Below are 21,391 nucleotides of genomic sequence, written 5' to 3' on the forward strand. Positions count from 1 at the left end.
CATCCCTCCTTTAGTTTCTGATTCTGCCGAAGCAGTAAAAATGCTGTTGCCAGTAATTCGATTCGATAGAAGCGTAGGAAATGGGGTTTCCGCAGTGGATCATCATACCATTGCCAACATAGATACCAACGTGTGATGCACCGGAGGTATCATAAGTGCCTTGGAAGAAAATCAAATCTCCCGGTTTGGCAGAGCTTTTCGGGATAATGTCGCATACGCCCATCAAACCGTTTGCGGTCAAACGACCAACACTCCAACCGTTTCCGCAGTGATTGATTACATAGGAAACAAATCCGGAGCAGTCAAAGGAGGTAGACGGGCTGCTGCCGCCCCACACATACGGGTATCCCAGATATTTTTCAGCTTCCCGAATCATATTGGCAAATCTTGTGTCTGTCAGCGCTTCGCCCGGAATATCATAATCGGTGTACTCGCCGCCAGGGGTGGCGTAAATGTCATTTCCGAAAATATCCGGTCTGTTGCCCCTTGTCTGAAGCAAAATTCTATATCGCTCCATATCATCTTCCGACAAGCCGGAATTTGAAATCACACTGTTCAAGCCCTTATTTCTGAGCTTCACATACTCTCTTTGTCGATCTCAACATTCGTAGCACCCTGATTCTGTCCCAAAAGCTGTTTCACGGATTGCTTTCCATGAACGGCAGGGTCTCGTGCCTTTTTCATCTTCACTTTTTCCCGGTGCTGCAAATACTTGCGGATACCGGCAATGATAGTGCGCCCCGTCAGCTTGGTTGTGCTGATCGCCAGGTTTACTGTTCTGTTTTCAACTTCTTCCTGCATGATTCATCACCTCCTGCAAGCAGTAGAGTGAACAGATTATCGTGCCATATCTCTGTGGTCGTAATACAGATTGCCCTTGGCAACTGCGGCATGGCTGATAATCTTGATATTGCCAGCTTTCTGGTTATCCAGAGCCTTCTGATAACCCACATCGCTCAAATACAGGCGATTTCTTTCGCCTTTCCAACCGACAGGCGATTCATCGGTCAGCACATCGAAAATAATCATGTGCTTGGTGGCGTCATCAAATCGTGCCAAGTCCATATAGGTATGTCCCTGGTACTCCTTGGCACCATCCTGAATCCGCTTTCGCTCCATCAGCTCTCCAATCGTCGAATTTCTTTGCATAAGAACCTCCTTACAGAACATCTCGGTCAGGGTTACTTTTGTGGGGAACCGAATCAGCTTTGACAGGTGCATCTTCTTTCTTCACCATGTCATCCGGCAGGGGAAGCGCCATAATGCTGCGCCCCATGCGTACAAAAGTCTCAGGCTGATGAAAGTGTTCCTCAAACTGCTTCATCAGTTCCGGGGACAGAGAACAAAAATCATCCTCGCCCAATCCCACAACCAGAAAATCACCGGCGATAATGTCATAAATATCGCCGTCATCATCACGCAGCGCACGGTTCAGTTCTTTGCCTACGAGTTTACCTTCGTCGTGCATCACCAGTGCAACCGGCTCATTGAACGGATAAGTTGCCTCAATATCGCCACCTACGGCTTTCTGCAAATCCTCCAGCTCACAGCCGATCTGCACAGCCTGCGGATACATGAACGGCTTTACCAGCAACACATTCATGGTATCTGCCTGTTCTTTCTGAACCTCCCGTTCCTCGGTCGTGCCGAACGCAACACCGGTAAAGTTTTCGGAGTCCAGAATGTACTCCGAATTGTAATAAGCGGCTCTAACCTGTTCCTCTGCCGCATCGTGAGATTCTGCTTGCACCGTAACCGTTTTCTCCAAGGTTTCGGTGATCTTCACATCGTATTCTTTCAAGTTTCGATACCTCCGTTTCTTTGGAAATAAGAAAAGCGACCATCCATGAACCTGTTACAGTTCATAAATAGTCGCATCCACATCGGCTAAAAGCTCGAACAAGCAAATATCGTCCAGTTCGCAAATCAGGGAACCCATGTCGAAGAAAATATCGTCCTCGCATTCCACCGTAGTAACCACGCTGCGGTGTTCGTTAAGACAAATGGCTTCTTCCTTGTCCATCGTGATCGTAGACATACAGGACACCACATAGAATGTCATATCTTCTGCTAACCACAGCTCCTTGCTCTGAATCGTGCGAACTTTTTCATCGCCGCTCATATCTTCTACATAGGACAGAAGCCGCACGGCTCTGCTGTTCAGAAGTACCTTTCCCTGATAGTCGATACCCTCACCAGCAGAGGACAATACTCGATACTCGCTAATCATCTCGGCATTTTTCTGAAACGACTTTGCCAGAAGCGCAGGAGAAATATCATCGAACTCCTCACTGTAGTTTACGAGCATATCTACCATATAATCAGGATCGCAAAGGTCGTAGAGTTCTTCCAAAGCGCCCTGAATGTTTTTGGGTGTAAACATTTTTTACCTTACCTTTCCATTGATTTTTCTCTTTTTTTCTGCCATTGCTCCAAAAGCTGAATGATTTTATCCTCCATCTGCTTGTTGGTATAGGACTTCGGGAAGTATTTTCGCAACGAATCCGTTTTGAAGGTTACTCTGTCCAGCTCTCCCTTCTTGATTTCATTCATAATCTCGCACATCGCATCCAGCGTACACTCGCCCTCCTGTGCGAGCTTTTTAATTCGCTGTGCTTGCGAAAGGGAAGGAGCTGCTTGAGCATAATCCATTGCAGAAAGAAAATCCTTCTGTTCTTCACTTGCCAGATAGGAAAGCTCCACCGCAGGATTGAATTTGATCTGACCCGTATCTACCATATCCAGCAGTTCCGGAATCAGTTCGGTCAGACGGATATAACGGTGTACCTGATTTCTGCTTTCTCCTGCCTCCTGACCGACTATATCCATTGCCTGCAACTTCATCCCAACTTGGGATGAAGTTAAATCGGTGCGTTGACCTTGATGTTTAATCGCATCCAGCTTCATCTTATAAGCAAATGCTCTTTCACTCGGCAGGATACTCTCCCTCTGCAAATTCGCATCAACCATACCCAAAGACGGCATACAGTCAAGAAGAATGTAATCATAATTCTGTTTGACTGTATCCAGGTATTGCCGGAGAATGGTTTCCCGGCTCATGGCATTGACCAGTGCTACCTCCATACCTGAGAGTTCGATGTTGGACGGCACCAAATCAACGCCCTCCGGATGATGAAGAATCCCTTCATCGGGAGTAATAGGGTTTTCCATCATAATCTTTCCCATCAGATCGGAAAGTGTCGGAGACAGATCATCCGGGCAGGGATTGCCCAAACTGACCGTCAGGGAAGCCTGGGGATCGGTGTCTACCAGAAGCACCTTTTTTCCTTCAAGAGCCAAGCCAACGCCCAGATTCTCGGTGGTGGTGGTCTTTCCAGTGCCTCCTTTCTGATTGACCACCGCAATGATGGTTGCTTTTTTCGACATTTATCGTCACTCTCCTTCCTCTCGCTTCATTTTCAATTTCTTAAATCCTCCTTCCAAATATCCGTGTGACATATCGTGCCGAACAAGAGCATCGTAGTAGGTGTCTATTGTCGTCGGCGCATTGTATATCGTAGTCAGCATATACTGACGGATATTTCTAATCTTTGTGGTGTTCTCCTTGAAGCAGTCCATAACATATCGAATGTGTTCGGCATTCAGTTTCATAAACCGACTGCGGACAATTTCTGCCGGACGCTCCTCTGCACCAATGCGAATCAACGGTCGCTTCGTGCAAACTGTTTCAACGATCAACTCCAGAATGTTATCCAGCATTTCGGAATCGTAAGGGTAATCCTTCTTCAACAAATCCATACTAAGCTGATCCGAGAAATAATCAAAGTATTCTTGATACCGGTCATTCTCGTCCATCATTCCACCATTTCCGGAAGGAAAGATAGAATCAGTATCACTAAATTCAGTATTTTTAATATCAGTATTATTACATTGTGATTTCGGAAGTTCTTGAGTTGTGATTTCCATTGTTCCAGAATTGTGATTTTCACAATTCAAGAGTTGTGAATCCACAGCAGAGATAAAGTTCTTCACATAGATCAGGTTGGGCTTTCCCAAACCCTGGCGCTTACGTTCAATCAATCCTGCTTTCTTCTCAAGTTCACTGAGCAGCTTGATAGCCTTTTGTTCAGCACAGTTCAGAGCCATCTTCGCTTCGTCGATTGTAAAAATGATATACACTCTACCGTTTTTATCTATCCAACCATTCTTGGCAGACAGGCTCATGCGGTCAAGCAAAATGCCATACAGCATCTTGGCATCGGCAGAAATATTCCAGAACCTCTCGTTCGTGAACAACACCTTCGGAACTCGATAGAATGTGAATAGATCGGATTGCTGACCGTAAAAATAATCAAAACTCACACGGCTTCACCACCTTCTTTCTGCGGAAAACTTTCTGTTGTCAGCGGAATGCTGCGGAAAGTCGTATCCGTCTTTTCGTAAGGACATCGGGCAAAATAGTAGAAGCGGTATTCCTGTTCATACACATCCATATCAACGAAGCCCCACTTCACGCATAACCTTCTTCGTACACCAACCAATGCACGGGTGATCTCGCCCATAGGGACAGCCATCACATTCCGACTTGGGTTTCGGCGGCAAAGAGATTAAGTAGTAGCAATTATTTCTACCCAGACGGCAGCCCTTTCTGCCATTCGTCCAGAAGTAGCAGTAATGACAGTCGCTCGGCTTGTCTGCGGTATAAACAGGCTTGCTCAAATAAAACACCTCCAATCTCTTGTATTTGCCCATGGGTTTGGGCATAAAAAAAGAGCGCCTATCCATCCCCAATGCGGGGCAAATAGACGCTCTATGTACATAACGATATTTAATTTTATCTGCTATAACTGCATGGTATTCAAAACATCCGCCTTTTTTGATTAGCTGGATTTTTGGCACGATTTTGGGGCTGATTAGCAGGAAGGGCATTTTCATTAGCAAGAACAGCCCGTTTTCTGCTAAAAATTAGCTGGCGATTTTGTCTTATAACAACCGTTCGATTCTGGAGGGGTTGTCAAAAATCAAATTTTGGAGTAGAATTTTATCTCATACAGTGAAAGAGCTTTTTCGTAGCTTTTTATATAAGAAAAGCCGAAAACCCTTGAAAACAAAGGCTTTCGGCGTTGTTCACTGGCGTCCATAAGAGGATTTGAACCTCCGACCCCACGCTTAGGAGGCGTGTGCTCTATCCAGCTGAGCTATATGGACGTGTCTGATATATGATTATAGCCCGATCAAAGTCGAACTGCAATCCCTTATTTAGTTTTTTTTGAGGTGGCCGTTGTAACGCAACCTTAGGAGGGAGGCGCTTTATCCAGCTAAGCTACTGAGGCATATTATGTATTATCGTTGATTTTTTGAAATTCAACGCGCTTGGAAACGAATATGCAGAATGATTTTCACATCGAAGTGACCGACTGCGTTGCAACCGGAACGGTGTTAAACTTGTTGCATCAAAATTTGTTGAGAAAACCGTGATTCTCGGTTTTGCTTTTGAATAGAGCAATCACTTCTGCACCCAAGGTATCAGGTTGACCGAATTCTTAGGAGGGAGGCGCTTTATCCAGCTAAGCTACTGAGGCATATTGTGTATTATCGTTGATTTTTTGAAATTCAACGCACTTGGAAACAAATGTGTGGAATGCTTTTCACACCGAAGTGACCGACTGCATTGCAACCGGGACGATGGTAAAGTTGTTGCATCAAAATTTGTTTGGAAAATCTCGATCCCCAGCCTTGCTTTTGATTAGAGCAATCACTTCCGCACCCAAGGTATCAGGTTGACCGAATTCTTAGGAGGCTTGCGCTCTATCCATCTGAGCTACGGAGACGGATGCCCTATTATAATACAGCATTTTGCGGATAAAATCAAGTTGAACCGGAGGGCAAAATGGTGTATGCTATAGAGGAAATGAAAATAGCCGCGGCAGGCTTTGCCGCGTGCGGAGGAACTTATGGAAAAGGCAAAAGGGAAAAAGCTGTTTTACCGCCCGGCGGGCAAGCGCAAGGGGATGTATACGCCTACGCAGATCATCTGTGTGAGCTTTGTCATCGTGATCGCGCTGGGCACCTTTCTGCTCAGCCTGCCTGTTGCCAGCAAGCATGGGCGGCTGGATGTACTGGATGCCATGTTCACCGCCACAAGCGCTACCTGCGTTACTGGTCTGATCGTGCGGGATACCTGGACCCAGTTCACCTACTTTGGGCAGGTGGTGATCCTGCTGCTCATTCAGGTGGGTGGTCTGGGGTTGGTCACCCTCACCAGCTTCTTCGCGCTGGCTATGCGGCGGCGCATGGGCTTCCGCGATCTGCGGCTGCTGGGAGAAAGCGTCTCAGCGGACGGATATGCGCAGGCCAAGGACGTGCTGAAGATCGTGGTGGGACTGGCTGGCCTGTTTGAAGGCATTGGCATTGTGCTGCTGCTGTTCGCCTTTGTGCCGCAGTTCGGGCTGGAAGGCATCTGGGTGAGCGTGTTCACGGCCATCTCGGCTTTCTGTAACGCGGGCTTTGATCTGTTTGGCCGGTTCGGCCAGTATTCCTCACTGGCACCCTATGTGAACAATTACTATGTTCAGGCCGTTGTGATGTTCATGATCATCTCCGGCGGTCTGGGTTTCATGGTATGGGTGGAGATCGGTCAATACCACAAAAAGCACCGGCTTTCCCTGCAGGCCAAGGTGGTGCTGAGCTTCTCGGTGATCCTGTGGCTCGGCGGCGCGGCGCTCATCGCGCTGATGGAGTGGAACAATCCTGCCAGCATGGGCGGGCTCTCTGTGCCCGGCAAGCTGATGGCGGCACTGTTCCAGTCGGTGTCCACTCGTACTGCGGGCATGAATACCATCGACCTTGCGGCCTGCGGCCCCATCACCAAACTGCTGATGAGCGCGTTGCAGTTCATTGGTGCGGCACCCGGCTCTACCGGCGGCGGCGTGAAGGTGACTACGTTCGCTGTGATCATCCTGACGATCCGCAGCGTGGCTCAGGGCCGCGACGACTGTGTGATCGCAGAGCACCACATCGAGTCCAAGACGGTTTATCGTGCTTTGACCATTATCGTGCTCGGCGGGCTGGCGGCGGTTGGCTCGGCTGTGGTGGTGTTCTATAACACCTCGGACGCTGTGTCGGTCATTGACGCTATTTTCGAGTCCTGCTCTGCCTTTGGCACAGTTGGCCTTTCGGTGGGCGTTACCAGCCAGCTGAACCGGGGCGCAAAGATCCTGTATATGCTGGTCATGTTCATGGGCCGTGTCGGCCCGGTGTCGCTGGCCATGAGCCTGACGGCAAAGCCGGATGATAACAAACGGAAGATCATGCCGGTGGGGCATATCAACGTTGGTTAAACGATTTTGAATGCCCTCCTAGAGTTGCGGCTCCCAGCATCCACTTCATGCCTTGAGCGGCATTCGTGTCTTGCTGGCCGCGGCCCCAACAACTCCTCCCTGCTTCTGCCGCAGGCAGCGGTCGTCGTCGTTGTACTCTGGGCATGTTCAGTGGAATTTGATTTTTATTTTTCGCATTTGTCGCAGCCCCGACGCTTGTCAGGGCGAATCCCTTCCATCTGCTAACGCAGATCGCTCGCCTGCTTGAAAGCCCCACTGGGGCTTTCATTGCTACGCAACCGCAGGGCTGCTCCAAATGCATTTTCACGAGTGGAGTTGTAGAAATAAGCGTCAGAGTATAACAAAAGTGGGTGCTATCCGAAAATAGCACCCACTTTTTGGTATATTGAAAAATAAAATTTACTCTGCGTACAGCTTTATGATGTTCAGCAAGATCTCGGTGCAGCGGTCCATGCGCTCAGCGGTGATGCACTCGCATACGCCGTGGAAATTGAAGCCGCCGGTGCCCAGATTGGGGCAGGGCAGGCCTTTCCAGCTCAGCATAGCACCGTCGGTGCCGCCGCGCACCGGAATTTCCTCCGGTTCCAGCCCGGCCATGCGGGTGGCCTTGCGGGCAGTCTCTACTAAGTGGAAATGCGGCTTGATTTTTTCCAGCATGTTGCGGTAGCTGTCCTTGATCTCCACGGTCACGGTGCCTTCGCCGTACTTTCCGTTCAAAAATTCGGCAATATCCAGCATGTTGTCTTTCTTGAACTGCAGCTTTGCGGCATCGTGGTCGCGCAGGATGTAGCCCAGCTTTGCGGTGGTCACATCGCCGTACATCTGGCACAGGTGGTAGAAGCCCTGACGACCCTCGGTAGTCTCCGGCCGGGCCGTGACGGGCAGAGCACCGTGGAACTCCATTGCTACGTTGGAAGCGTTGATCATGGTGTCCTTGGCGGTGCCCGGGTGCACCGAGAAGCCGCGGATGGTCACGGTGGCGGAAGCGGCGTTGAAGTTCTCGTACTCAATGGAGCCGGCATCGCCGCCGTCCACCGTATAGGCAAAGTCGGCACCGAAGCCCGGAATATCGAACAGCTCTGCACCCTCGCCGATCTCTTCATCCGGAGTAAAGGCGATACACAGCTTGCCGTGGGGCAGGCCTTTTTCCTGAATGGTCTCAACAGCGGTCAAAATTTCGGCAATACCGGCCTTATCGTCGGCACCCAGCAGGGTGGTACCGTCTGAGGTGATGAGGGTCTCGCCCTTCATGGAAGTAAGGAAGGGGAACACAGAGGGCTTCATCACCATGCCGGTGGCGGGCAGAGTTACGTCGCCGCCGTTGTAGTTTTCCCACACAACGGGCTGCACATTCTCACCGCTGGCATCGTCGGCAGTGTCCATGTGGGCGATCAGGCCCAGAGCGTGTTGATCCTCACAGCCGGGCGTGGCAGGCAGGGTGCCATAGACGTAGCAGTGCTCGTCCACATGGGCATCCTCCATGCCAAGGGCCTTCATCTCCTCCACCAGCTGGCGGGCAAGGACAAACTCCCGTTCAGCGGAAGGGTGCGTACCGGAGTTTTCGTCCGAGGTGGTATGCACCCGGACATAATTCAAAAGCCGTTCATAAGCGCGCATAAGGCACACTCCTTTTATATTTCAGTGATGTATACTTCTCAGTTCCTTTATCATACCCTCTTTTCCGACAATTTACAACTGTTTTGCGCGCATTCATATGGAAAGATGAATCTTCATTTTTAAGGTGAACAAAATTCACGCAGTAAAATGCATCCATCTGTGCAGAACGTGCTACAATAGGTACAAAATAAGCCGGGAGGGAAGTTTTATGGCAACAAAAGTCTTTTTTTACACCCTGCGCCCCTACGATGAGCTGGGCATCGCGCAGCGGCTGGCACCGCAGCTGGACGTTGAGTTTGGCTCTACGCAGGAGTATCCCACGCTGGAAAATGCTGAACTGGCAAAGGGCTATGATGCCGTGTCGGTAACGCCCTGTGATATGAGCGCGCCCATGGTCAAGCGGTTTCACGAGCTGGGCGTAAAGTCCATCTGCTGCCGTTCCATCGGCTATGACCACGTAGACCGCGAGACGGCCCGGGAACTGGGCATGAAGGTGGCCAATGTGGACTACCCGCCAAACGGCGTTGCAAACTTTGCCATTATGCTCATGCTGATGAGCCTGCGCAAGGCAGGGCACATCCTCAAGCGCGGCGAAGCGCAGGACTACTCCCTGCAGGGAAAAATCGGCCGCGATATTTCCACCTGCACTGTGGGTGTGATCGGTACGGGCCGCATTGGCCGCACGGTGCTGCAGCATCTGTCCGGCTTTGGCTGCCGCCTGCTGGCCTACGACCTGTACCCCAACGACGAGGTAAAGAAGATCGCCGAGTATGTGCCGCTGGAGACCCTGCTGGCGGAAAGCGATGTCATCACTCTGCACACCAACGCTACGGAGGAGAATCACCATCTCATCGACACCAAAGCAATTGAGAGCATGAAGCCGGGCGTGACCATCATCAACACCGCCCGCGGCAAGCTGATCGACAGCGATGCACTGATCGCCGGGCTGGAAAGCGGCAAGATTGGCGCGGCGGGCCTGGACGTGCTGGAAAATGAGAACGGCCTGTACTATTATAATCGCATGGGCGATGTGATCCCGAACCCGGAGCTGGCGGCTCTGCGCAGCATGCCCAATGTGATCCTGACCGACCACACGGCTTTCTACACCCACGAGGATGTGGAGAGCATGGTGCGCGGTGTGCTGGAAAGCGCGGTTGCCTTTGAAAAAGGCCAGCCCACCCGGCATGATGTGACGGACCTTTGATTTGTCCGGCGGACGATTTTGAATGGCCACCGTTGCACTCTGGCCATCTTCAGCGGAAACAGTATTTCTGAATAGAGCAGATCCCGGCAGACTACGGTCTGCCGGGATCTGCATTTTCACGGGAGGAGGTGCAGCGGAAAACGGCATTCAGTTTGTTTGAAGCATCTGCCGGTTGGGACCCTTCCGGTGAAAAAGGGATTCCTGAAAATCCGCAGATTTTCAGGAATCCCCAATAAAAAATAATGATTCCGCTAAATATGCTCAGAGCAAAGCGGAGAGCATTCAAATGGTAATCAACCCAGACTGATGCCCATGCGGCGGGCGACGGTGAGCAGGTCGCAGTTCTCCGGCACGTTGCGGGTCTTGCCTGCAATGTCGGCCAGACGGTTCTGGGTGACATGGCGGTTCACCATGGCAACGGTCACGCCGTAGCGCTCAATCTCCACCAGCTTTGCCGCATAGCTGCCGAACTGGGTGGCCAGCACACGGTCGTAGGCGCTGGGGCTGCCGCCGCGCTGCATGTGGCCCGGGATGCACACACGGGTCTCCATGCCGGTTTTTTTCTGCACGGCCTGTGCAATGCGGTTGGTGGCGGTGGTGCCAAAGCCTGCCTCGGCGCGCTTTGCCATCCATTCCTTGCGCTTCATGCCGGCTTCCTCGCAGTTGATGGCACCCTCGGCCACAGCGATGATGGAGAAGTTGGAACCCTTCTTTGCGCGGCGTTCCACGGCAGAGCACACACGGTCGATATCATAGGGCTGTTCCGGCAGCAGAATAATATCTGCACCACCTGCAATGCCGGAATACAGCGTCAGCCAGCCGGCCTTGTTGCCCATGATCTCAATGCACATCACGCGGCTGTGGCTGCCTGCGGTGGTGTGGATGCGGTCGATCACATCGGTGGCAATGTCCACGGCGGTGTGGAAGCCGAAGGTTACGTCGGTACCATAGATATCGTTATCAATGGTCTTGGGCAGGCCGATGATGTTCAGACCCTCCTGCGAGAGCAGGTTTGCGGTTTTGTGGGTGCCATTGCCGCCCAGGCACAGCAGGCAGTCCAGCTTGGCTTCCTTGTAGGTCTTTTTCATGGCGGCAACTTTATCAATGTTGTCGTCCTCCACCACACGCATCATTTTAAAGGGGGTGCGCTTGGTGCCCAGAATGGTGCCGCCCAGCGTCAGGATGCCGCGGAAATCGTCCTCGCACATCTCCTTGTAGTCGCCGTTAATCAGGCCGCTGTATCCGTTCAGGATGCCAATGATCTCCACGTTATCGCCCATGCGGGCATACAGTGCTTTTGCTACGCCGCGGATGGTGGCGTTCAGACCCGGACAGTCGCCGCCGGAGGTCAGGATTCCAACACGTTTTTTCATTCAAAAGCCCTCTTTCATTTGGTATTCAGCGCCGCGCGTTCTGCCTTTCAAAGTCAGTCTGCCCGGAGACCTACCTGTTTATAGTATAAGATTATTCCGGATGGGGGCCGCTGTCAAGAGAAGCGCAGAAAATTTACACGCTTCCACGGTGCATTTCTGCGGGCAGGAGAACAGCGGGAAAACTTTTGCAGAAAAAATAAAAAAATGGTTGACAAGCGCGGGCCTTTTGAGTATAATATCCCTTGTCAGCAGCGCACGGCGCGGCAGACAAACTGAATAATGGGGATTTGCATAGTGGTAGTGCGGTAGACTCTGACTCTACTTGTGGGAGTTCGATTCTCTCATCCCCAACCAAGAAAACCGCAGTCTCAACTGGCTGCGGTATTTTCGGGGCATAGCGCAGTTGGTAGCGCGCCTCGTTCGGGACGAGGAGGCCGTGGGTTCAAATCCCGCTGCTCCGACCAACAAGAACCAGTACACATTCGTGTACTGGTTCTTTTTTGTCTCCGCGCGGGATTTGAACAGGGCGGCGGTGCGAAGCACCGCAAACAAAGCCATAGTATGGCTTTGTTTAGCCCGCGGGTCCCAACCCGTAGGAATGTCTAACAAGGTGCATGCTGCTAACACATTCGTGTACTGGTTCTTTTTTGTCTCCGCGCGGGATTTGAACAGGGCGGCGGTGCGAAGCACCGCAAACAAAGCCATAGTATGGCTTTGTTTAGCCCGCGGGTCCCACCGGCTAGGAATGTCTAACAGGGTGCATGCTGCTAACACATTCGTGTACTGGTTCTTTTTTGTCTCCGCGCGGGATTTGAACAGGGCGGCGGTGCGAAGCACCGCAAACAAAGCCATAGTATGGCTTTGTTTAGCCCGCGGGTTCCACCGGCTAGGAATGTCTAACAAGGTGCATGCTGCTAGGAGCAGCGGGATCTGCAACCCGAAAAGTTTTGACTTGTGTTCTAAATATGATATACTGGAAAAGCAAAGCCATATTTGGCTGCAGAACGGACAAAAAAGCGAGGAAAAACAGAAACTATGCAGGAAATAAAAAAGAAAAAACGGGCGGTCGCGCTTTTTGTGATCGTTCTGATCTGCCTTTGCGGCTGGTGGGCTGTGCGGAAAGAGGGTTTCTTTCTGGATGAGATCTACTCCTACGGCCTTGCAAACAGCAGCTATGCGCCGTTTTTGAATTGGTATTATAATGGTGAGCATTCGTTTGATGGAAATCTCCCGGAAGCAGTTTTTGAACAACAGGATTTTGTGAATTATATTTCGGTTCAGAAAAATGATCGCTTCAACTATGCGTCGGTCTACTATAATCAGACGCAGGACATTCATCCGCCGCTGTTCTACTTTTTGCTGCACACGGTGTGCTCATTATTTCCGGGCAGCTTTACAAAATGGACGGGTCTTGGGATGAATTTTGTGCTGCTGGGCGGCACGCTGGCAGCGCTGTATGCGCTGGGCATGGAGCTGTTTGCAGACTGGAAAAAAGCATTGTTCGTCTGTGCATTGTATGCGTTCAACCGTGAAATGATCTCAAATGTGACGATGGTGCGCATGTATATGCTCATGACCTTGCTGACGATCCTGCTTGCGCTGCTGGTGGCAAAGTCTCTTCGCAGGCCGTCTGTGCCCAAATATCTTCTGATCGGTGTAACCATCTATCTTGGCATGATGACCCAGTATTTCTTTGTGGTCTATGCCTTCCTGCTGTGCGCAGCATATGACCTTTACCTGATGTTCCGGCGCGAATGGAAAAATGCTGCTGCATTTTCGCTTCCGGCACTTGCGGGTGTTGGCGGAATGCTGCTCACCTTTCCGTGCTGGTATGCACAGCTGCACTCGCAGAATACGAACTCACTGGATGCTACAACGCGCAATCTTTTTGATCTGGCGCAGTACCCCAAAGGCCCGCTGGAGCTGATCGGCTGGAGCATCGTCGGCTTTGCTGTAGGCGCAGGCATTATGGCCGTGCTGATCCTGACGAAGCTGGGGCAGCGCTGGCTGCCGGGCAAGTTGCGCGGCACTACGCTGATCCCCGAGGATGTCAAGCTGATCACGGTCCCGGCGCTTGCTGCATTTCTGGTTATCGCGGTGATCTCGCCGTATAAGTCGCTGCGGTATGTGTACCATCTGCAACCGCTGGAAGCGCTGTTTTGTGGCTGCGGCCTTTTCTCCATTCTGGATACGCTGCGTGCAGGCACCAGAAAGCGCATTCTGCAGATCGTGTGCCTTGCAATGGTCGTGCTTGCATTTGTGATCGAGCCGGAGCGCATGTACAGCGGTACTTATAAGATAGACAAGGAACTGGAACAATACAGTCAGGCCGCCTGCGTGGATATTACCGGGGACCTTGGCAGTTTCACTTCCGGCGTGCAGGAGCTTCTCAAATTTCAGGATGTCTGTGTGGTGCCGGACGATTCCAGTGAGCTGCTGGTGCAGTATAACACCGGCGAAAATGATACGCTGGTGCTGTTCATTGGAGGCCGGGGGCTGTGGCAGTTCGTGACGGCAGAACAGGTGGAGCAGATCACGGCCCAGAACATGGAAACTGCGTGGAACGTTGCCCGACAGGGCGGCTATGAGGATGTTTCGCTGCTGGCAACGCAGGAGTTTGAACAGATCTTTGTTTTGAAAAAGTGAACGCTTTGCGGCACAGCAGAAGGGAAAACTGCCTTTTTTGCGCGTGCTATATCGTTTTAAGGTAAAGTGTGCTAGAATAGTACCATCAACGATTCAGGAGGGTATCCCATGCTCAAACGACTGCGCAAAGCGCACCCAATCTTATTCTGCGTTCTGGCAGAAGTGGTCTTTCTGGCAAGCCTGTTCGTAACAGATCTTGTCTTTACCATTGCATTGGTTCTTTTTCGGACGGATTTTGCGTCCATTGATACATACCTCTACAGCACTCTGCAGGAGCTGGTGGGGGCCATGGTGGCAGTGCTGTTTCTGGTACGGACAGACCGTGCTGGGCTGCTGCGCCGCCGCGGCAGCGGCTTTTTCAATGGCCTGCTGGTGGGCATGTACCCGCTGGTGTTCATTGGCTACAATGCCTTTGGGTCGCTGGTGCTGGGCCGGCCGGAGAACGGCGTGCTGCAGCCTGCGGCACGCATCTGCACCTTCCTTGTCAGCATGGCCATGGTGGGTGTGGCCGAGGAATTCATCTTCCGCGGTGTCATTGCCCAGACCCTGCTGGAGCACTTTGGCACCAGCCGCGCCGGTGTGTGGAAGGCCTGCCTTTTGTCCGGTGTGCTGTTTGGTGCGGCGCACCTGACCAATATCCTCAGTTCGGCACCCTTCGGTGTGCTGATGCAGTGCGTGTTTGCAGCATCGCTGGGCACTCTTTTTGCGGCGATCTACTTCCGCACTGGCAATTTGTGGGTGACGGTATTCCTGCATGGTGCCATGGATATTTCGTCCATGCTCATCGGTGGGCTGTACGGCACCACTACCGTGGCCGATGCGGTGAGCGGCTACGATGCATCCATGCTGCTTTCGGTGCTGCTGTATCTGATCCCCACCGCAGTTCTGCTGCGCAAAAAGAAGCTGCCGGAGGTACAGCTGTACTGGCACCAGTACGTAAAAAAATAAAGGCAGGATGCAAAAAATATCCTTGCATTTTGCACAGGGTTCTGGTATACTGTATCTGTTACCGTGGTACGGGGTTGGGAGTATGCCCGCTTTTTGGGAATGCCGTTTCCCGCCGCTGTTCCATTGGCACATAAAATTTTATAAAGAGGTATGTAACTATGAACAAGCAGGAAGTTATGGCCAAAGTCGCTCTGACCGAGAAGGACACTGGCTCTCCCGAAGTGCAGGTCGCTCTGCTGACCGCTCACATCAACGAGCTGAACGAGCACCTGAAGAAGAACCCGAACGATCACCACAGCCGCCGCGGCCTGATGAAGATGGTTGGCCGCCGCCGCAATCTGCTGGCTTATCTCCAGAAGAAGGACATCGAGCGTTACCGTGCTCTGATCGCAACTCTGGGTCTGCGTAAGTAATTTAAACAGAGGGCAGGTACCGCAAAGGTGCCTGCCTTTTGCTTTTATGTACAAAATGGCGGCGGCAGCGTATTGCAGCAGTAAATCGAACGCCTGTGCCCCGGGTACGGACGCTGGATTTATTGCTATGATGCGCGCGCCACGGCCTTTTTGGATAGAAAAATCCGGAAAAACAAGGAGGCAAAAACAATGGCAATTGAATTTGGTTCCCGCAGAGAGACCTTTGAGAATTTCAAGGTCTACGAAACCATGCTGGCAGGCCGCCCGTTCAAGGTCGAGATGGGCAAGATGTGCGGCCTGTCCAACGCCAGCGCCATGATCCGCTACGGCGAGACCTGCGTTCTGTGCAATGTGGTCATGAGCCCCAAACCCCGCGAAGGCGTGGATTTCTTCCCGCTGAACGTGGAGTATGAGGAAAAGCTCTACGCCGCAGGCCGCATCCCCGGCAGCTTTATGCGCCGTGAGGGCCGCCCCGGTGAGCGCGCCATCCTGACCAGCCGCGTGGTGGACCGCCCCATGCGCCCGCTGTTCCCCAAGGAGATGCGCAACGACGTGTGCATCACCATGACCGTCATGAGTCTGGACCCCGACTGCAGCCCTGAGATCGCCGGTATGATCGGTGCTTCTCTGGTCACTGCTGTGTCCGACATCCCGTGGAACGGCCCCATCGGCGGCGTGCAGGTGGGTCTGGTGGACGGCGAGATCGTGCTGAACCCCACGCAGGAACAGCGCAAGGTGAGCGACCTTGCCCTGACCGTTGCCGCCACCATGGATAAGATCGTCATGATCGAGGCCGGTGCCAACGAGGTGGACGAGGACACCATGCTGAACGCCATCAAGGCCGCTCACGTGGAGATCAAAAAGACCATTGAGTTCATCAACCGCATCGTGGCCGAGCGCGGTAAGCCGAAGATCGATTTTCAGGTGGTGGGTCTGGATATGGACGTGTTCCACGCCATCCAGAACAAGTATCTGGACGACTTCAAGGCCGCTATGGACACCGACGACAAGAATGTGCGCGATGCCGCTCTGCTGCCCATCATGGACAAGATCGCCGAGGAGTACCCCGACCTGACCGCTGCAGACCTTGATCTGGTCAGCTACAAGATGCAGAAGTTCGTGGTGCGCCGCTGGCTGCTGGACGAGGGCAAGCGCGTGGACGGCCGCGGCATCAACGAGATCCGCCCGCTGGCTGCCGAAGTGGGCATCCTGCCCCGCGTGCACGGCTCCGGCATGTTCACCCGCGGCCAGACGCAGGTGCTGACCACCTGCACTCTGGGCGGCACCAAGGACAACCAGCTCATGGACGACCTGACCGACGAGCAGACCAAGCGCTATATCCATCACTACAACTTCCCGCCGTACTCTGTGGGCGAGGCCCGCGCACCGCGCAGCCCCGGCCGCCGCGAGATCGGCCATGGCGCACTGGCAGAGCGTGCTCTGGTGCCCGTGCTGCCCTCTCTGGAAGAGTTCCCCTACACCATCCGCTGCGTGTCTGAGGTGCTCTCCTCCAACGGCTCCACCTCGCAGGCATCCATCTGCGGCTCTACGCTGGCCCTGATGGATGCAGGCGTGCCCATCAAGGCACCCGTTGCCGGCATTTCCTGTGGTCTGATCACCGAGGGCGACCGCTGGATGACCATGCTGGACATTCAGGGCGTGGAGGACTTCCACGGCGATATGGACTTCAAGGTGGGCGGCACCCGCAAGGGCATCACTGCCATCCAGATGGACATCAAGATCGATGGCCTGACCTACGACATCATTGCCGAGGCCTTTGAGAAGTGCCGCAAGGGCCGCCTGTATATTCTGGACGAGATCATCAAGCCGGTGATCGCAGAGCCTCGCCATGAGCTGAGCCGCTACGCACCCAAGATGTTCAGCATGATGATCCCCACCGATAAGATCAAGGACGTGATCGGTAAGGGCGGCAAGGTCATTCAGGACATCTGCGCTACCTGCAACTGCAAGATCGACGTGCAGGAGGACGGCCATGTGTTCGTCTCTGCTGTGGATCAGGAGGACGCAAAGCGCGCCATCTTTACCATCAAGACCATTGTGGAGGACCCCGAGATCGGTGCCATCTACAAGGGCAAAGTGACCCGCCTGATGAACTTTGGTGCCTTCGTTGAGATCGCACCGGGCAAGGAAGGTCTGGTGCACATCTCCAAGCTGGACACCAAGCGTGTGGAGCGCGTGGAGGATGTGGTGGCCGTGGGCGATGCCATCGTGGTCAAGGTGACCGACATCGACCAGCAGGGCCGCATCAACCTGAGCCGCCGCGACGCCATTCTGGCGCTGGAAGCCAAACGCGCCGAGCAGCAGGCACAGCAGCAGTAAACCCTGACTGCATAAAAGAAACCGAAAAAGAGGACCCGATGCAGATGCATCGGGTCCTCTTTGTTGTATCAGAATAAAATTATACTGTGCGGTATTTGCGATCCAGCGCCCAGCCGAATGCAAACAGCACCACACCGCTGACAGCCAGCACCGGCACGGGCCAGTTCAGCTGACCGGTCTGCGGCAGACCGCTCATTACCGGGTTATCCGGATGGCCCGGCAGAACGGGGCTGTCTGGATTACCGGGTGCTACCGGATGATCCGGATGGCCCGGGGCCACGGGATTGTCCGGATGGCCCGGAGCCACGGGATTGTCCGGATTACCGGGAGAGACCGGGTTATCCGGATTGTCCGGCGGGGTAGGCGTATCAGGATAATCGGGCGTAGGCGGGGTAGGGGGCGTAGGCGGCGTGTCCGGCTTGGTGGGGGTGTAAGCACCCACCTTGGGGCTGGCATCCACCGCATAATTCCACTTGCCATCCTCCGCCATGGGCAGAGAGACAAGGAACGGATTGATCGGCTCATAGCCCTTGGAAGCCTCGGTCTGCACGATCAGATACAGGCCAAGCTCCAGACCACGGAAGGTCACGTTGCCGTCCGCATCAATGGTCTTTGTGGTGCCCTCGGCGCTTTGGGGCAGATACTCCTGCAGCTGGGCCGCAAGGGTGCTGTCGGTCAAATCACCCAGCGCAATGCCGCAGCCGTAGAAATCGCCGCAGTATTCGTAGCTCAGGTTGCCGTTTTGGCGCTTTACCTCGGCCACACGGTACAAAGTGAGCTTGCCGCCGCTCAGCGCCTTATCGTTGGCGCTGTCGTACAGCGTAACGCAGATGGTGCCGGTAGTGGGATTGCCGCTGCTGTCCACCAGCTTGATGTTTGCGCTGGTGGCAAGGGCAGGCAGCGCACTTGTTACCAGAAGGCACAGCACCAAAAGCAGGGCCGCAGCGTGCTTTTTGAGATCAGTGCGTTTCATGTTTTTCACCTCTTGTAGATTTGCGTTTGCGGTTGGAGAACAGCAGCCAGAGCAGCAGCACCAGCAGCAGGGGCAGTGCCATGATGGGAGCTGTGATGATCGGTTCGATCTTGATGGCATCGGCTGTTACACGGATGTGCTTGAGCTTGTCCGGCGTTTCGATGCGCCGTCCCCGCACCAGAAGGCGGTGGGAGTTGATGCCGTAGGGGGTGCAGGTCATCAGGGTGACGTAATCCTTGCCGTCCACCACCTTGAGGTTGTCGGTCTCGGTGGGCAGTACAATGGAGATCTGGTCCACCTCATAGGTCAGCACCCGGTCCAGCACCGTGATGGTGAAGGTGTCGCCCACTTCCAGCTGGTCCAGATTGGTGAACAGCTTGGCACTGGGCAGGCCGCGGTGGGCCGAAATGACCGCGTGGGTGCTGCCGCCGCCCACCGGCAGGCTGGTGCCCTCCAAGTGGCCTGCGGCGATCTGCAGCACGCCATCGCTGGTGCCGTGGTAGATGGGCAGCTCCACACCGATCTTTTCAATGGTGATGTAGCCCATAATGCCGGTGCCGGTCACATCCAGCGTGCTTTCGTAGGTGGGAAAGCGCTGCGGGAAATACAAAGCGTCCGGGTCGGCGGCGATCTGCGCATTGAACGCATCTGCCGCCTCGAAATAGGCGCTGTAGTCGGCATCGGTCAGATTGTCCACATCCTCGGCATAGGTGGCCACAGCACGGGACTGATGCAGCTGGTTGACGTAATCGCTGAGGGTGGGGTATAACATCACGGATAGACCCACGAAAAAGACGAGGATCAGGATGATGGTGCTTTTGTTCTTTTTCATGGGCTACTCCCTAATGTTATAAGGATAGGAGCGGGGGCCTTGCGGCCCCTTTGCTCCGGGTTCTGGGGGGAAATGGAGCTTACTTGTTCTCCATGCGCTTCTTGGTGACCAGCAGAACGATGGCCGCAACCATCAGGCCGCCGCCGACCACATAGAAGATGGTAGTGCCGATACCGCCGGTGGAGGGCAGGGTAATGCCGCCGGCTTTTTTGTTGATGATGGTGGTGGACAGTTTGGAGCTATCAAGCTCAACATGGTTTACGTCGTGCGTTGCAGAAATGACGATTTCTTTATCGGCACAGGCATTGTAATCTTTAGGAGGGGTGGTCTCCTTCAGGTAGTAGGTGCCAGCGTCCAGACCTTTAATGTTGAACTTACCGTCCTTGTCAGAGTACATTTCTTCAACAGCTTTTTTATCGGTTGCGTCTTTGATGGGGAAGTAGAAGTCGCCTTCCTTGTAGAGTTCTACTTTATGCGCGCAAGCTTCATCGCTGTACAGACAGAAGCCTACGTCCTTCAGCGGAGCACCGTGTTCGTTCTCTGCAAGCTTGGTGTTGTTCAGCTGGTAGGTGAACACATAGACTTCGCTTTTAGGAGTGGTGCCCCAGTATTCGCCGGGTCTGGGGTTATTAGAGTACTGGAGCTGTACGCTGTTTTTGTTTTCGGTAGAGCCACTTCCAGTATTGACATAGGCTTTGTCGTTCAGGTGTGCAGTATAGGTGACCGTAATAGTAGCGCCGTCATTCAAATCAAGCCCTTCGGCACAGGTCTTGACATCAGGAATTTTTACCACAAAAGAGTTTTGACTTTCAGTAATGGTATACTTCGAAGTATCGTTGGTGATATCATAGGTGTGGCCATTGGAATTAATGACTACACTATCGAGTTTGTCATAAGTAATGCCCTCGGACAGAGTATCTTTGAAGCAAACAGCGTACGTATCATAGTAATCGTAAGCATGGTCGGTGCTTGCGGGCAAGGTAGCGGTCAGCTTGAACTGGAACTTTTCATTGATCGCATGGTCAGCGCTGGAACCAAAAACTCCTGTGCTGGTGCCATCCTGATTGTCGAAATTGTCGAAAACCTCCTTCTTAACAGAGGGCTTTTCGGCCTTAGGCGTAATTGGAACGTTCCAGTTTTTGTGGGTAACCATCAGCAGGAAGGAATTGTAGGCATGATCGAAATCGCCAGGATTAAATGGGGTAGTATCAACGACCAGATAATAACCTGCCTCGTCAAAATGGATGTGATCGCTACCACCACCACCTTCAACGGCGGGTTTCGGTTTTGCATTGGCATCCGGGTAGAGATAGTGGCATACAAAACGCGCGAAAGCGATGCTGTTAGCATCGGAATCGTCCCATTTGCTGATAACCTCAAGAACCTTCTGAGCAGTGTTAGCGTCGGTAGCGTCGATAAACTGAAACTGAGTGCCAAGGGTAGAATCTGCTTTCAATTGGTCCAGAAAAGCGGCAGGATTATCAGCGATGTTGCTGCCCCACGTAACGTTGGAAATCTTAAAGTCTTTAATATCATTACCCTCAACATCACCCTTGAAGATCTGGAAAGCGCTGAAAGAGTGCCATGTGGTGATGTCCCCCTCAGTGCCTGCAAACGCCGGGATCGCCATGGCGCACACCATGGCAACTGCCAGCAGTGCGGCCAGCAGCTTTTTGATTACTTTCTTCATCATGATTTGCGAAAGTCTCCTTTCAAGTTTTTCTGATTCCTATTTTCAGGGTCT

General features: G+C 53.0%; 17 protein-coding genes, 3 tRNA genes and 2 pseudogenes. 8 read left to right on the forward strand and 14 right to left on the reverse strand.

The genetic code is table 11. The features are described from left to right. Positions 1 to 10 precede the first annotated feature (10 nt). The 9 genes and pseudogenes from ACGHUK_RS03305 to ACGHUK_RS03345 all read right to left on the reverse strand — a co-directional run. Positions 11 to 580, reverse strand: a pseudogene (locus ACGHUK_RS03305) (C40 family peptidase); the annotation flags it as partial. Then, a pseudogene (locus ACGHUK_RS03310) lies at positions 580 to 801 on the reverse strand (DUF3801 domain-containing protein); the annotation flags it as partial. The pseudogenes ACGHUK_RS03305 and ACGHUK_RS03310, both read right to left, overlap by 1 nt. A gap of 36 nt (positions 802 to 837) precedes the next feature. Then, positions 838 to 1,149: a DUF5720 family protein gene (locus ACGHUK_RS03315; protein WP_002304317.1), complete on the reverse strand. Its 312-nt coding sequence runs from the start codon at positions 1,147 to 1,149 to the stop codon at positions 838 to 840. Between the two features lie 10 nt (positions 1,150 to 1,159). Continuing rightward, positions 1,160 to 1,801: a DUF3846 domain-containing protein gene (locus ACGHUK_RS03320; RefSeq protein ID WP_002588969.1), complete on the reverse strand. Its 642-nt coding sequence runs from the start codon at positions 1,799 to 1,801 to the stop codon at positions 1,160 to 1,162. Between the two features lie 54 nt (positions 1,802 to 1,855). Beyond that, complete coding sequence (locus ACGHUK_RS03325; RefSeq protein WP_002304315.1) at positions 1,856 to 2,383, reverse strand: hypothetical protein; 528 nt, start codon at positions 2,381 to 2,383, stop codon at positions 1,856 to 1,858. An 8-nt stretch (positions 2,384 to 2,391) separates the two neighbouring features. Beyond that, complete coding sequence (locus ACGHUK_RS03330) at positions 2,392 to 3,387, reverse strand: AAA family ATPase (RefSeq protein WP_390574980.1); 996 nt, start codon at positions 3,385 to 3,387, stop codon at positions 2,392 to 2,394. A gap of 6 nt (positions 3,388 to 3,393) precedes the next feature. Continuing rightward, positions 3,394 to 4,323 carry a DUF6017 domain-containing protein gene (locus ACGHUK_RS03335; RefSeq protein WP_002304312.1) on the reverse strand — a complete coding sequence of 310 codons (930 nt, stop codon included), beginning with the start codon at positions 4,321 to 4,323 and terminating at the stop codon, positions 3,394 to 3,396. After that, positions 4,320 to 4,523 carry a hypothetical protein gene (locus tag ACGHUK_RS03340; RefSeq protein WP_223385014.1) on the reverse strand — a complete coding sequence of 68 codons (204 nt, stop codon included), beginning with the start codon at positions 4,521 to 4,523 and terminating at the stop codon, positions 4,320 to 4,322. Before ACGHUK_RS03340 ends, ACGHUK_RS03335 begins: the two co-directional genes overlap by 4 nt. 569 nt (positions 4,524 to 5,092) lie before the next feature. Continuing rightward, a tRNA-Arg gene (locus tag ACGHUK_RS03345) sits at positions 5,093 to 5,169 on the reverse strand. 746 nt (positions 5,170 to 5,915) lie between these two features. Here ACGHUK_RS03345 and ACGHUK_RS03350 point away from each other — a divergent pair. Further along, complete coding sequence (locus ACGHUK_RS03350; RefSeq protein ID WP_390574984.1) at positions 5,916 to 7,301, forward strand: TrkH family potassium uptake protein; 1,386 nt, start codon at positions 5,916 to 5,918, stop codon at positions 7,299 to 7,301. 399 nt (positions 7,302 to 7,700) lie between these two features. On the opposite strand, the gene pepT is transcribed toward ACGHUK_RS03350, so the two are convergent. Further along, complete coding sequence (gene pepT, locus ACGHUK_RS03355; RefSeq protein WP_390574986.1) at positions 7,701 to 8,918, reverse strand: peptidase T; 1,218 nt, start codon at positions 8,916 to 8,918, stop codon at positions 7,701 to 7,703. A gap of 208 nt (positions 8,919 to 9,126) precedes the next feature. On the opposite strand from pepT, the gene ACGHUK_RS03360 reads away from it, so the two are divergent. Beyond that, positions 9,127 to 10,122, forward strand: a complete 996-nt coding sequence (locus ACGHUK_RS03360) for a D-isomer specific 2-hydroxyacid dehydrogenase family protein (RefSeq protein WP_097773899.1) — start codon at positions 9,127 to 9,129, stop codon at positions 10,120 to 10,122. Between the two features lie 293 nt (positions 10,123 to 10,415). Here the strand turns inward: ACGHUK_RS03360 and ACGHUK_RS03365 are convergent, their stop codons facing one another. Then, on the reverse strand, positions 10,416 to 11,495 hold the full coding sequence (locus tag ACGHUK_RS03365; protein WP_291016835.1) for a 6-phosphofructokinase: 1,080 nt from the start codon (positions 11,493 to 11,495) through the stop codon (positions 10,416 to 10,418). 280 nt (positions 11,496 to 11,775) lie between these two features. Here ACGHUK_RS03365 and ACGHUK_RS03370 point away from each other — a divergent pair. The 6 genes from ACGHUK_RS03370 to ACGHUK_RS03395 all read left to right on the forward strand — a co-directional run bounded on the left by ACGHUK_RS03370 (position 11,776) and on the right by ACGHUK_RS03395 (position 17,842). After that, a tRNA-Gln gene (locus tag ACGHUK_RS03370) sits at positions 11,776 to 11,849 on the forward strand. Positions 11,850 to 11,883: 34 nt separating this feature from the next. Next, a tRNA-Pro gene (locus ACGHUK_RS03375) sits at positions 11,884 to 11,959 on the forward strand. A 571-nt stretch (positions 11,960 to 12,530) separates the two neighbouring features. Beyond that, entirely contained in the window at positions 12,531 to 14,141 is a 1,611-nt protein-coding gene (locus tag ACGHUK_RS03380) for a glycosyltransferase family 39 protein (protein ID WP_390574991.1), read from the forward strand. Between the two features lie 108 nt (positions 14,142 to 14,249). Beyond that, on the forward strand, positions 14,250 to 15,089 hold the full coding sequence (locus tag ACGHUK_RS03385; RefSeq protein ID WP_097780845.1) for a CPBP family intramembrane glutamic endopeptidase: 840 nt from the start codon (positions 14,250 to 14,252) through the stop codon (positions 15,087 to 15,089). A gap of 158 nt (positions 15,090 to 15,247) precedes the next feature. After that, positions 15,248 to 15,502 (forward strand): 30S ribosomal protein S15, encoded by a 255-nt coding sequence (gene rpsO, locus ACGHUK_RS03390; protein ID WP_005933138.1) that lies wholly within the window; start codon positions 15,248 to 15,250, stop codon positions 15,500 to 15,502. A 189-nt stretch (positions 15,503 to 15,691) separates the two neighbouring features. Continuing rightward, a complete protein-coding gene (locus tag ACGHUK_RS03395) occupies positions 15,692 to 17,842 on the forward strand; it encodes a polyribonucleotide nucleotidyltransferase (protein ID WP_005945323.1) in 2,151 nt (716 codons plus the stop codon). A gap of 79 nt (positions 17,843 to 17,921) precedes the next feature. Here ACGHUK_RS03395 and ACGHUK_RS03400 read toward each other — a convergent pair whose 3' ends face one another. The 3 genes from ACGHUK_RS03400 to ACGHUK_RS03410 all read right to left on the reverse strand — a co-directional run bounded on the left by ACGHUK_RS03400 (position 17,922) and on the right by ACGHUK_RS03410 (position 21,340). After that, complete coding sequence (locus tag ACGHUK_RS03400) at positions 17,922 to 18,815, reverse strand: SpaA isopeptide-forming pilin-related protein (protein ID WP_390507722.1); 894 nt, start codon at positions 18,813 to 18,815, stop codon at positions 17,922 to 17,924. Then, positions 18,802 to 19,647 carry a class C sortase gene (locus ACGHUK_RS03405; RefSeq protein WP_097780842.1) on the reverse strand — a complete coding sequence of 282 codons (846 nt, stop codon included), beginning with the start codon at positions 19,645 to 19,647 and terminating at the stop codon, positions 18,802 to 18,804. Before ACGHUK_RS03405 ends, ACGHUK_RS03400 begins: the two co-directional genes overlap by 14 nt. Positions 19,648 to 19,726: 79 nt before the next feature. After that, positions 19,727 to 21,340: an isopeptide-forming domain-containing fimbrial protein gene (locus ACGHUK_RS03410; protein WP_223388051.1), complete on the reverse strand. Its 1,614-nt coding sequence runs from the start codon at positions 21,338 to 21,340 to the stop codon at positions 19,727 to 19,729. Positions 21,341 to 21,391 lie beyond the last annotated feature (51 nt).

The organism is Faecalibacterium sp. i25-0019-C1 (genome assembly GCF_042854225.1).
GTDB classification, from domain to species: Bacteria; Bacillota; Clostridia; order Oscillospirales; family Ruminococcaceae; genus Faecalibacterium; species Faecalibacterium taiwanense.